Source organism: Bacteroidota bacterium (genome assembly GCA_017303975.1).
Classification (GTDB): Bacteria; Bacteroidota; Bacteroidia; order JAFLBG01; family JAFLBG01; genus JAFLBG01.
This window is the reverse complement of the sequence record JAFLBG010000010.1, coordinates 38,866-51,557: the sequence shown is the minus strand read 5'-3', so window position 1 is coordinate 51,557 and position 12,692 is coordinate 38,866. Positions and strand designations below refer to the sequence as shown.

Genomic DNA, 12,692 nt, shown 5'->3' with positions numbered 1-12,692 from the left:
GCGTGTCAGATATATTAATGTAACAGTTCAAAAATATGAAAATGAGTATTCGTTTAAGTTCCGTTTTGTTAGTAGCTTTTTTGTTTGTAGCTCCTGCTTTTGCTCAAAAAAACTTTTCGAAAGAAGCTGATAAGGCTTACAAAAACATGGAATTCTTTAATGCCATAGAGTTGTATAAAAAAGCCTATTCTAAAGCAAAAAAGAAAGAAGAAAAAGCTTCTATTCTTTTTAAAACAGCGGAGTGCTATAGAAAAATTGGTGATTCAAAGCAAGCGGAGACTTGGTATGCAAAGGCTGTTAAAGCAAAGTATCCTGACCCTAAGGCTATTTTATATTTGGCTGACGCAAAGAAAATCCAACAAAAATACGATGAAGCTATAGTAGAATACAACAACTACAAAAAAGAAGTTCCTTCCGATACAAGAGGTGCAGACGGTGTTAAATCGTGCGAAATGGCACAAAAGTGGAAAGACAATCCAACTCGTTTTAAAGTAGATAATATGGCAATGCTAAATTCTAAGCAACAAGATTTTGCTCCCGGATTTGCAGATAAAAAAGGAACAACGCTTTATTTTACGTCAACTAGAGAGGGCTCTACTGGTGGTAAAACAGACCCGGGACTAGGACAAACATACAGCGATATTTTTGAGACAAAAGTAGATAAAAACGGAAAGTGGAGTACTCCAACTCCTGTTGCGGAGCCTTTGAACACTCCTGCTAACGATGGATCTTCTGTAGTTGCTAAAAAAGGAAACACTATTTATTTTACACGTTGTGAGGTAGAGAAAAACAAAGAAAAAAGATGTCAACTTTTTATGGCAACTAAAAAAGGTAGCTCTTGGGGTGATGAAAAAAAATTACCTTTTTGTGTAGATAGCTTTGCGTTTGGTCATCCATCTGTAAGTGCAGATGAAAAACTTATTCTTTTTACGTCTGATATGTCTGGTGGACAAGGTGGAAGAGATATTTGGTATGCTGTTTACGATAGTAAAGCAAAACAATTCGGCTCGCCAATTAATTTAGGTCCAACTATAAATACTTCCGGAGATGAGATGTACCCTTTCCTTCATGAGGATGGTTCTTTGTATTTCTCCTCAAATGGTCATATTGGAATGGGAGGATTGGATATTTTTAAAGCAGAGAAAAAAGGCGATAATAATTGGGCAAATGTTACAAACCTACAAGCTCCCATAAATTCAGCCGGAGATGATTTTTCTATCATTTTTGAAGGAAAAAAAGAAAGAGGCTACTTTGCTTCTAACCGTGAAGGTGGAAAAGGTAGCGATGATTTATATTCATTCGTTTTACCTCCGGTGTTGTACACCTTAGAAGGTGTTATTTCTGATTGTGCTAGCAAAGGTCCATTAGAAGGTGTTACTGTTCGTTTAGTAGGTTCTGATGGAACAAACGTAGAAATGAAGACAGACAAAGCCGGATACTATAGATTTTCGGAAGTTGGTAATGCTAGATACATTAACATGAATACTTCTTATGTTATATCTACAGATGCATTAGCTCTTAGCACAGTTATTAACTCTGCAGGAGGTACTGGATATTTGAATAGCTCAGAAAAAGGTAGAATTACAACTGTAGGAGAAAAAGAAAGTAAAACATTTAAACAAGATTTTTGCTTAGTACCTAATAACCCTGCCGGTATTAAATTCCCTGCTGTTATGTACGATTTAAACAAAGCAGATTTGAGACCTGAATCTAAAGACTCTTTAAATTTCTTGTATCAAACATTGATTGATAACCCTACACTAGTTGTATCACTAGATGCACATACCGACTTTAGAGGTACAGATAAATCTAACATTGATTTATCGCAACGTAGAGCTCAATCCTGTGTGGATTATTTAATTAAAGAAAAAGGTATTCCTGCTGAAAGACTTTCTGCTAAAGGTTGGGGTGAGTCTAAACCAATCTGTTTAGAGAAAGATAAAGACGGAAAGTGTTTGCAATATGCTACAGAGCAATACATTACTAAACAGTTAAAAACAAAAGAAGAGCAGGAAGCTGTTCACCAAAAAAACAGAAGAACTGTATTTAGAGTATTACGTTGGGATTACCAAGATCCTAATGCTCCAAAACCATTACCTAAGGTATTGCCTAAAGTAGAGGGTGGAGAAGGTGAAGATTATGGAGATGAAGAAGCTCCGGTAAAATTAGAAACTGCACCTACTACTATTCCGGCTCCAACAAATACAACGCCTGCAACTACTCCTAATCAGCAGCCAAAGGCAACTACTCCACAACAGCCAAACAACACAAACAAACCAAAATAAAAATATTCTCAGTCCCGACTAACCATCGGGACTGATTGTTTTAGCTCCTTTTTCAATCTATATGAGCGACACAAAATACAATCAGCGAGGAGTATCTGCTTCTAAAGAAGATGTGCACGCTGCTATAAAAAATATAGACAAAGGATTATTTCCAAAAGCGTTTTGTAAAATTGTTCCTGATTATTTAGGCCGAGACCCTAACTATTGCATTGTAATGCATGCTGATGGTGCTGGCACCAAATCTTCTTTGGCATACAGCTATTGGAAGGAAACAGGCGATATCAGTGTGTGGAAAGGCATTGCCCAAGATGCTATTGTGATGAATACAGATGACTTGCTTTGTGTAGGTGCAATTGATAACATGATGATATCTTCTACCATTGGTAGAAATAAAAATTTAATCACCAAAGATGTACTTGCTGCCATCATCAACGGCTCGGAGGAGGTATTACAAAGTATAAAATCTTTTGGTGCTGAAATTTTTTCCACCGGAGGCGAAACAGCTGATGTGGGCGATTTAGTAAGAACTATTATTGTAGATAGCACCATTGTGTGTAGAATGAAGAGAAGCGATGTGATAGACAATAAAAATATAAAGCACGGAAACGTAATTGTGGGTTTGGCGTCTTTTGGAAAAGCTGTTTACGAAACAGAGTATAATAGCGGAATCGGGAGCAATGGACTTACTGCTGCCAGACACGATGTTTTTTCGAATTATATAGCAGAAAAATATCCGGAGAGTTATGATAATTCTTTGGAAAAAAGTATCGTGTATTCTGGCACAAAAAATCTTACTGATAAAGTTTCTATTCAAGATAAATTTGCAGGAAATGTAGAAACAACCGTAGGTAAATTAGTTTTGTCTCCGACTCGAACATATATTCCCATTGCCAAAAGAATAATAGAAAAATTTAGAAATAAAATAGATGGAATGGTGCATTGCAGTGGTGGTGGACAAACAAAGGTGCTGCATTTTGTAGATGATATACATATTGTAAAAGACGATTTATTTGATATACCTCCCGTTTTTGAACTAATTCAAAAAGAAAGCAATACCTCTTGGCAAGAAATGTATAAGGTATTTAACATGGGACACAGATTAGAAATTTATACTGACAAAGAAACCGCAAAGAAAATTATAGATATTTCTATCAATGAGTTTTCGATAGATGCAAAAATTATAGGTAGGGTAGAGGCAGGAAATAAACAACTTACTATTAATAGCTCTAATGGAGTATATTCATACAAGGGCTAATTCTGCATTTCTCCTTATTATTCGAGCTTCGAGCTTGCTTAACATTCAATTAATGCACATTTAATTTAGTGGTAATTCTGTGTTAAATATTAGGTAATTCACTCATTCTAATTTCACACATGTATTTGAATAAGTACATAATACATAATTAGAAACCTAAATTAAACACAGAATATGAAAAAAATTTACACATTTATTTCTGCTGCACTGCTTACAGGTAGTATGTTAGCACAGCCATTTTTTACACCGGTTACCTACAAAGGTGCGTTCCCGGTTACAGATGGAATGACAGGAGTAAGTTCGAATGATTGGACTGCAGGATGGGCAGAATGGAATCCAGATGTTAAATCGTATCCTACTACAGTTACACAAACCATTAATTCAGATATTACAACTAACACCACATGGACATCTTCTAATGTGTATAAACTAGTTGGGAATATTTCTGTTAAGAATGGCGCTGTGCTTACTATACAGCCGGGAACAATAATTTACGGAGATCAAGCAACCAAGAGCTGCTTAATTATTGCACAAGGTGCCAAAATTATTGCACAAGGAACTGTCGCAAATCCTATTGTTTTTACTTCCGACCAAGGTGTAAACAATAGATTGCCGGGAGATTGGGGAGGCTTGATAATACTTGGCTACGGTGTTACTAATACATCTTGTGGAAGCTGCTCAACCAATCCAAATACGAATTATATAGAAGGGTTTTCAAGCAATTTTCCTGAAATATTGCATGGTGGAAATAATAATGATGATAGTTCCGGAGTGCTTTCTTATGTAAGAATAGAGTATGCGGGGGTTGCATTATCATCTGCAAGTAATTCGGAAATAAATGGCTTGACAATGGGAAGTGTTGGAAGAAAAACAAAAATAGACCATATCCAAGTTTCTTATTCAGGAGATGATTCTTACGAATGGTTTGGTGGTGCTGTAAATGCAAAATACTTAATTGCGTTTAGAGGCTTAGATGATGATTTTGATACTGATCATGGTTGGGCTGGAAATGTTCAGTTTGGGCTTGCTATAAGGGATAAAGATATTTCTGATACTGGTAAAGATTCAAATGGTTTTGAATCGGATAATTTTGACCCGGGATCAGGAAGAACTCCACTGACGTCAGGAATTTTCTCAAATATTACTTTAGTAGGACCTAAAAGAGATGGTAATACTTCATTGCCTTCTAATCAAGCGTTTGGAAAGGCGTTGCGTATCAGAAGAAATACTTCTATCTCAACATTTAATTCAATAATAGTAGGTTGGAGTAAAGGAGTGTCAATAGAAGGATCTGCAACTGAAGATAATTTTATTGGAGACTCTGCTGTGTTTGCAAATAATTTGATTGTAGGAGCATCTGATCCATTGGCAACTGCTTCAAATAGTTTTTATTATACATTCTTTTCTCAAGATGGTAATGATACAACTCAGACAGTTGCTCAAATAGCTTGGGTAGATCCGTTTCCAACTGCATTAAGCGATACAGCTGATTTTAGATTGATGAATAATACTTCTGTTGCCGCAACTGGAGCATCTTTTACAGATACTAAATTTTCGGGGTTAGTTATTAACACAGGAATAAGAGAAGTAAGTAATGTATTGTCTTTACTTTCTGTATATCCAAATCCTTCAAGTGGTATTGCTACTATCGGTTTTAGTTTGAAAGAAAGAGCTGATGTTGTTATTCAAGTTTTAGACATAACTGGTAAGGTAGTTTATGCTACTGAACTTGCAAATCTTTCTTTAGGAAATCAACATACAGCAGTTGATTTAAGTACTGCTAAAGCAGGAATTTATTTTGTTGCTATTTCAGTAAATGGTTCAGAAAAACAAGTTAGCAAACTTGTAGTTAACAATTAGTTTATCCTTCCTCTTTAAGCCAAGTAAGCGGTTCTGCTTACTTGGCTTTTTAATTTTACCAATTTAATAGCTCTTTTAGTTTGCTATATCCTGTCTTACTTACGGGAATTTTTTTGTTTGATTTTAAAATGGCCAAGTATCCGTCTTTTTCGTAAGGCTCTAACCTAACTATTTGTTGTACTTGTAAAATATAGGATCGGTGTGCTCTAATAAAATTTTTTTGAGGTAATGTTTTTTCGTAAAACGACATTGTTTTTTTCTTTACATATAAATTGCCATCGAGTGTAAAAATTTTAACATAATCATCGTAAGCCTCAATGTGTTCGACCTCCTCCGTTGCTAGAATTTTTAAGCTGTTGCCTGATTTTACAACAATTCGTTTGGTTTCATCCTCTTTTCCTGTAATCTTTTCTAGCAATGCATCTGTTGATTTTTTTTGATTTTCTTTTTGAGTTACATATTTTTCTAGCGCTTTTTTGAAACGCTCTTTGCTAAATGGTTTCAATAAATAATCAACGGCATGCGCTTCAAAGGCTTTAACAGCAAACTCATCAAATGCAGTAGTGAAAATTACATTTGTAGGATGTTCAACTATTTCAAGCATTTCAAAGCCGTTTAGTTTTGGCATTTGAATATCTAGAAAAATTAAGTCGGGCTTAAGTGTATGTATTGCTTTAAATCCTTCAAATCCATCATTACATTCGCCTATTACTTTAAACTCTGGGAAGTCCGATAAAAACTCTTTTACCAATGCCCTGGCTAATAATTCGTCATCAATTAATAAAACACTATGCATGTTGAGGTATTTTAATGGTGGTAGTAAATATATTTCCTTGCTGACTAAGCTCTAATAAATCGTTTCTGCCATATAACAAAAGTAGTCTTCTGCTTATGGACGATAGCCCAAATCCTGTTCCGTTTCTAGTGGACACGCTTTTATTATCATATGGATTTGATATAGAAATAACTAAATCGTTTTCTAGTCTTTTCGTAGAAATAGAGATAAGCACTTTTTCTGTGGTGTCGTAAAGCCCATATTTAATGGCGTTTTCAACCACAGGTTGTAAGAGTAATGAGGGTAACTTGCACGATGTTAAGGCTGAATCCAATTCTATTGCAACATCGAGTCGATTAGAAAAACGTATTTTTTCAATATCTAAATAGAGTTGTAAATATTTTATTTCTTCTTCAATTGTAATTAGTTGTTGCGTGTCGTTCTTTAAAGTGCCTCTAAAAAAATCGGATAGTTGTGATATCATTTTTCTTGCGTCTTCCGGTTTAATGGTAATAAGCGCACTTATGGAGTTGAGGCTATTGAATAAAAAATGTGGTTGTAATTGTTGTTTGATGGAATTTAACTCGGCATCCTTAGCAAGTTGCTCTATTTGTAGTTTACGTTGTTCCACTAGTTTTATTTCATTGATGGTTTGCCACACCCAACTAAGCACCAAAACAAAACTCATAAGTAAAAGTGCTACACAATAGCGTATGTAAGTCGACTTCTCGAATAGTGGGGCTACTGAGGTGTTTGCAATGAATATGGGGAAAATTAATTTTAATAGACCAATATAAATTGCGGATAATACAAGTATCCAAACTAGTAGATTGACAATATTATTGGTATTGGGTTGGTAGTATTTAAGAATAATTACCAATAGCGAACAAATAATAAAAAGTGGAATATTACTTAGTAAACTATCTGTAAGAGCTAAATAGAAATCTAGATAGAATTGATAGACAATAAAAGTGTGGGCTGCTAACCAAAGCAGATACCATCCACCAAGAATAAAGAATAACTTTTGGTATGAAATACCCATGCTCTATTGTTATTAAAAATAGCTGTATGCTAATATGTACAATAGATGCATGGGTAGTTAAAATTAGTTGGCCATTACTTTAGCCATATTGCAGCACTCTAATGCTTTTTTTCTATTGAATTCGGATGTTAGTTTCTTGTGATTAATTAGGTCGATAATTGTACCTATTCCACAAAACCCTCCTGTAAACAAGTAGGCTATTCCCATTCCAATTTCATCAACTGCAAAGCGCTGTATTCCTGCAAATCCAAGAAATCCTACTAGTGTAAAAATTAGTATGGTTTGAGGATCTTTTCGCTTCCCTTGGTAAAGAAGAATAAACTGTTTTTGTTGGTCTTCGGATAAATTTTTTAGAAGCTCTTGAATGTACATCATTTCATCTGCTTCTAATCCGGGAAGCATAGACAATACTTTTTGATCCATTTGGTTTGTTTTAGTTTGTATTAATATAAGATTTTATTTGTGTTATTAATTAACAAAAACTGTTTGCAAGCTCTTTTCTTTTTGAACTAACATCGAAATATAGTTCGCAGGGTTGTCGTTTTCATCTATTTGAGAATAAACTTCTATTCCATCTTTCAATTCTGTTATTCTAGAAATTTCAGTTACGGCAATAAATTTCCATTCCACTTTTTCGAATGCCTTATTGGTAAACGAGTCCTGTTCGGCAATCCCAATTTTTGATGCTTTTACATATGCCTCATCTTCTGTATTTGCCATTATAAGACGGACTTGACTATCAAATTGTGGTGTATGTATTCCATTGCCACATATTATTTGAAAAACAATTTTAGAAGTATACCAATTCATTTCAGTTGCCTAATTAGCCATTAATAATTTTTTATTTCAATTCCGCCAAATATTGTAGAGCTTTTTATTGTAAGTGTTTTTGTAGAATCTGATGTTGTGTTCAAAGGCATTACTCGTCTGTCTTCTACAGATCCCATTATTACTGTAGATTCCTGCCCTGATTTTATTTGCCAATTAGATGGTACTACAAGCATTACTCCTCCAAATACCACAGTTATATTTAATACGGCATCGCCTTCTATATCTGCCTGCATAAAATCTATTTCAGCTCCACCCATTACGCAAGTAATGTCTCCGCCTTTAAAATTTTTAGAAGTGATATTTTTTTTTACGCCTCCAAAAATAGAAGTTGTTGAAAGAGAGTTGTCCGGGTGCACTTCGACAGTTCCAAAATTGCTTACATCTTTATAAGTCGAGAAAAATTCTTTTTTTTTTCGTGTCGATTTAATAATCATGAAAAGTCCAATACCTATAATAAGTATAGGCCAAAAATATTCTCCGATAGAAAGTGTAATTATATACTCATCTATTAAAAAGAATGCGCCAATGATAATTGGTATAAACCAACCTTTAGAACGAAACATTCTCTTTAGCCCCAGAAATAATCCAAGTACAATTAAAAACATTTGCCAACTAAAAAACCAGTCGGGGAATACCACGCCCAATTTATGGGCTAGTAAAATAGCACCAACAACAATAACTAGTACACCTCCCAATATTTTACCGGGCTTGCTTTCTAGTGCATGGTGTCTTTCTATTTTACTTCTTAAATCATTTTTAAATTCCGTGTTCATAGTAATTATTTTTATTCAAATGTACAATGGTAAACGCCTGTAAAGTAGCGTATTTAGGTGCAGTATAGGTAAAAGTCGGTAAAAAAGGTAGAAACGTAGGCGAAACCTCCCTAAAATACTTTTAGATAGAAGTAAATAAATGGAATAATGAGAATAAAACTGTCGAAACGATCTAGAATTCCACCATGTCCGGGTAATATGGTGCCGGAATCTTTTACGCCAACACTTCTTTTTAGTTGAGATTCGATAAGGTCGCCCAATGTGCCAATAACAGCAATGATTAAGGCAATTGCCATCCAATCTGTTGTGTTGTGAATGGTGTAAAATTTGGATACTATATATCCTGCGAGTACAGCAAATACAGCACCTCCAATTGTTCCTTCCCACGTTTTCCCGGGCGATATACGTTCGAATAATTTATTTTTTCCAATTTTAGAACCAACTAAATACGCTCCTGTATCGTTGCTCCAAAGAATGATAAATATGCCTATAATTCCCTCGTACGAGTAGTTAGTTGCATTTGCTTCCAGTATAAAAACAGGGTCGAATAATAAGGTAAATGATACTGGTATATACAACACGCCTAATAATGTAACGGCTGTATTGCCCATTGGATTTTCTTTTTTTCGAAACAACTCAAGTAGCAAGCTTAAAAAAAGTAGTGGCGGTAATGCTGCAAATAGCTTGTCTAATTTGACATCACTGTAAAAATAGCTTAGAATAGGTGTGTTTACAAGCCATACAAATATAGCAACTATAATCCCGTATGCTTTAAGCGGTTTGTATGTCGAAATACTAATTAATTTATAAAACTCAAGTAATCCTAAAATGGAGATTATGAAGAATAATGTAAATGCCGATTGCCAAGAATAAATAATAGAAGCAATAACTACTATAATAAAAAAAGTGCCCGTTATGGTTCTCTTCCAAAAATTATTCACTACTAAATTTATTAATTATTGTTTTTGCTTTAATTATTTTATCTCTATTTACATATAAGTCTAACTCGCCAATAAATTTGTAAAACGAATCTTGTCTATTTATCAATACACATTCTATCTCGTTTTCCTCCAATATTGTTTTTATCATTTCTGCTTGATGTGCCTGAGATGTTGAGTAAACTTTTTCCCAGTCTTTTTCCATTATTTTTTATCTACGTTATAGTCGTCAATTAAAAAACAATAAATGTCTTTAGGGCCGTGAGCTCCTTGTACTAAAGTTTTTTCAATGTCAGCGGTGCGGCTTGGGCCTGCAATACTTGCTATCATAGAAGGAATAGAGTTCGGGTATTTATTTTTTATAAGCTTTAAAGCATCTTTTATATGGTACACTAATTGCGATGTATAAGCAACTACGATATGAATATTTGCAAATACAGGCAATCGCCTACCTGCTTGTTGTTTCGATGAAATATAAATACTCCCAAGTCGGGCAACTAAGCACTCGCAGCTTGTAATACCAATATCCGTCTCATCCATTTGGGTGGAAGAGGAAATGTAAGGAACAGCTGCATTAGTAAGCAACTGCTGAATATTGCTTTCCAAACAAGTTATATTAGACCATTTGTTTTCTTCAACCAATGCTTTTATGTTTTCCGAGAATTCGGCCTCGCTCTCGCAAAAAATAAACTTTCCGTTTAGTGCCGAAAAATTTTGAGCGAATAGCACTTCGTACGATTCGGTTGGCTTATGGTATATTTCAGAATCAAAATCTACATTGCCTATTTCATAGGTTGATTGGTTAATCAGCGCCTTGCGAACTTTTTTTAATATTTTTTCTCTTGAAGTACTATCTTCCATAACACTTTAAAACAATGTTGGATTTTTTTGTTCGGAATTTTCTGTGCCTTCTACTTCTGTTTTATTTTCAGTAGGGGTAAGGTTTTTTTCTTCTTTTTCGTTTGCAGCAATTATAGTTGATTCAAGTGCATCTTTATCATTTTGAATGTCTTTTTCAAATAAGCGTTTGCCAAAAATATTTTCCAAATCTTCTTTGAAAATAACTTCTTTTTCCAATAGCAATTCTGCCAATTTCATCAACGAATTTTTATTGGTTGTAAGTATTTCTTTAGTTCTTTTATATGCGGCCTCAATCATCTTACTAACCTCTTCATCAATAATTTCCGCAGTTTTTTCGCTGTATGGTTTGTTAAATGAGTATTCGCTATTTCCAGAAGAGTCGTAAAAACTAATGTTGCCAATGCGGTCGTTTAAGCCATAATACACAATCATGGCATACGCTTGCTTGGTAATTTTTTCCAAATCACTTAATGCTCCAGTGGAAACTTTTCCAAACATTATTTCTTCAGCTACTCTACCGCCTAAAGCAGAACAGATTTCATCTAACAATTGCTCTCGTGTTGTAATTTGTCTTTCTTCCGGCAAGTACCAAGCTGCTCCCAATGAACGTCCTCTAGGGATGATAGTAACTTTTACCAACGGGGAGGCATGTTCCAAAAGCCAACTAACGGATGCGTGTCCCGCCTCATGATAGGCAATAACCTTTTTTTCGTATGTTGAAATTATTTTGTTTTTCTTTTCTAAACCGCCAATAATACGATCTACGGCATCTAAAAAATCTTGTTTGTCAATTACTTTTTTGTCTTTTCTGGCAGCAATTAATGCAGCTTCGTTACAAATATTTGCAATGTCGGCACCGGAAAAGCCAGGTGTTTGTCTAGCAAGAAACTCTACATCTACGGTATTGTCTAGTTTTAATGGTTTTAAATGTACTTTAAATACTTCCTTTCGCTCATTTAAATCAGGCATGTCCACATAAATTTGTCGGTCGAATCGACCCGGACGCAACAATGCTCTATCTAAAATGTCGGCTCTATTTGTAGCAGCTAAAATAATTACTCCGCTGTTGGTACCAAATCCATCCATCTCGGTTAGTAATTGATTGAGTGTATTTTCTCTTTCGTCATTGGCTCCTTGTGCAGGATTCTTACCACGTGCACGCCCAATAGCATCAATCTCATCAATAAAAATTATACACGGAGCTTTCTCTTTTGCTTGACGGAATAAATCTCGCACACGCGATGCACCAACGCCCACAAACATTTCCACGAAATCGGAACCTGATAAAGAAAAGAAAGGAACTTTTGCCTCTCCTGCCACAGCCTTTGCTAGTAGCGTTTTCCCTGTTCCCGGGGCACCTACCAACAACGCACCTTTAGGAATTTTTGCTCCCAAAGCAGTATATTTTTTTGGGTTCTTTAGAAAATCAACAATTTCTTTAATCTCAATTTTTGCTTCTTCTAAGCCTGCAACATCATTAAAGGTAATTTGCACATTGGTGTCTTTGTCGAAGAGTGTAGCTCTTGATTTTCCAATGTTAAATATTTGTCCTCCGGCACCGCCACCGCCCATTCTGCGCATAATAAATATCCAAACCAAAATAATTAGCCCAAATGGTAATATTCCGGTAATAAATATATTCAACCAGTCTGTTCGTTCTTCTTTTTCGGCATATACTTTCTTTTGACCTGCCGGAACATCTTTTTGTGAATCACGCAAACTGGACGCAAAATCTTCTACGGCTTTAAATTGGTAGTGTGGTCCGGGATTAACAGAACCTCCAAATCCTTTTTTATTTATTTTTTCGTATTGAGGTAAGTTTAGGCTGTCTTTCTTAATATACACCTCTACAACCTCATTATTTATTACAACCACTCTTTCTACATGGTTTTTTCTAAGCATATTTTCTTCGAAAGAAGAGAAGTCTGTTTTGCCAATTCCGGAGTTCATAGAGCCGCCCCAAAATTGCAATCCAAGTATTAGAATTACTACGATGAAATAAATCCAGTTTACATTGAAAGGTGTTTTAGACATATTCGGCTTTTTCTTAAGCCGTTCCTTCATTTTATCAA

12 protein-coding genes are annotated in these 12,692 nt (G+C 35.0%); 3 read left to right on the top strand and 9 right to left on the bottom strand.

Annotated elements, in window-relative coordinates:
* Positions 1 to 41: 41 nt before the first annotated feature.
* The 3 genes from J0M08_05600 (at position 42) to J0M08_05590 (ending at position 5,400) form a co-directional block, all read left to right on the top strand.
* Positions 42 to 2,285 (top strand): OmpA family protein, encoded by a 2,244-nt coding sequence (locus tag J0M08_05600; GenBank protein ID MBN8702516.1) that lies wholly within the window; start codon positions 42 to 44, stop codon positions 2,283 to 2,285.
* A gap of 61 nt (positions 2,286 to 2,346) precedes the next feature.
* Positions 2,347 to 3,540, top strand: a complete 1,194-nt coding sequence (locus tag J0M08_05595; GenBank protein ID MBN8702515.1) for a phosphoribosylformylglycinamidine cyclo-ligase — start codon at positions 2,347 to 2,349, stop codon at positions 3,538 to 3,540.
* A 174-nt stretch (positions 3,541 to 3,714) separates the two neighbouring features.
* A complete protein-coding gene (locus tag J0M08_05590; protein MBN8702514.1) occupies positions 3,715 to 5,400 on the top strand; it encodes a T9SS type A sorting domain-containing protein in 1,686 nt (561 codons plus the stop codon).
* 55 nt (positions 5,401 to 5,455) lie between these two features.
* Here J0M08_05590 and J0M08_05585 read toward each other — a convergent pair whose 3' ends face one another.
* The 9 genes from J0M08_05585 to ftsH form a co-directional block, all read right to left on the bottom strand.
* On the bottom strand, positions 5,456 to 6,196 hold the full coding sequence (locus J0M08_05585; protein MBN8702513.1) for a response regulator: 741 nt from the start codon (positions 6,194 to 6,196) through the stop codon (positions 5,456 to 5,458).
* Positions 6,189 to 7,217, bottom strand: a complete 1,029-nt coding sequence (locus J0M08_05580; GenBank protein ID MBN8702512.1) for a histidine kinase — start codon at positions 7,215 to 7,217, stop codon at positions 6,189 to 6,191. Before J0M08_05580 ends, J0M08_05585 begins: the two co-directional genes overlap by 8 nt.
* A gap of 63 nt (positions 7,218 to 7,280) precedes the next feature.
* Positions 7,281 to 7,640 (bottom strand): TM2 domain-containing protein, encoded by a 360-nt coding sequence (locus J0M08_05575; protein MBN8702511.1) that lies wholly within the window; start codon positions 7,638 to 7,640, stop codon positions 7,281 to 7,283.
* 45 nt (positions 7,641 to 7,685) lie between these two features.
* Positions 7,686 to 8,027 (bottom strand): DUF4288 domain-containing protein, encoded by a 342-nt coding sequence (locus tag J0M08_05570; GenBank protein MBN8702510.1) that lies wholly within the window; start codon positions 8,025 to 8,027, stop codon positions 7,686 to 7,688.
* A 20-nt stretch (positions 8,028 to 8,047) separates the two neighbouring features.
* Positions 8,048 to 8,821, bottom strand: coding sequence for a hypothetical protein (locus J0M08_05565; protein MBN8702509.1), 774 nt, complete (start codon positions 8,819 to 8,821; stop codon positions 8,048 to 8,050).
* 110 nt (positions 8,822 to 8,931) lie between these two features.
* Positions 8,932 to 9,762, bottom strand: a complete 831-nt coding sequence (locus J0M08_05560) for a phosphatidate cytidylyltransferase (GenBank protein MBN8702508.1) — start codon at positions 9,760 to 9,762, stop codon at positions 8,932 to 8,934.
* Positions 9,755 to 9,964, bottom strand: a complete 210-nt coding sequence (locus J0M08_05555; protein ID MBN8702507.1) for a DUF2007 domain-containing protein — start codon at positions 9,962 to 9,964, stop codon at positions 9,755 to 9,757. Before J0M08_05555 ends, J0M08_05560 begins: the two co-directional genes overlap by 8 nt.
* Positions 9,964 to 10,620, bottom strand: coding sequence for an LUD domain-containing protein (locus J0M08_05550; protein MBN8702506.1), 657 nt, complete (start codon positions 10,618 to 10,620; stop codon positions 9,964 to 9,966). The genes J0M08_05555 and J0M08_05550 overlap by 1 nt, the downstream gene beginning before the upstream one ends.
* 6 nt (positions 10,621 to 10,626) lie before the next feature.
* Positions 10,627 to 12,684 (bottom strand): ATP-dependent zinc metalloprotease FtsH, encoded by a 2,058-nt coding sequence (gene ftsH / locus J0M08_05545; protein MBN8702505.1) that lies wholly within the window; start codon positions 12,682 to 12,684, stop codon positions 10,627 to 10,629.
* Between the last annotated feature and the right edge of the window lie 8 nt (positions 12,685 to 12,692).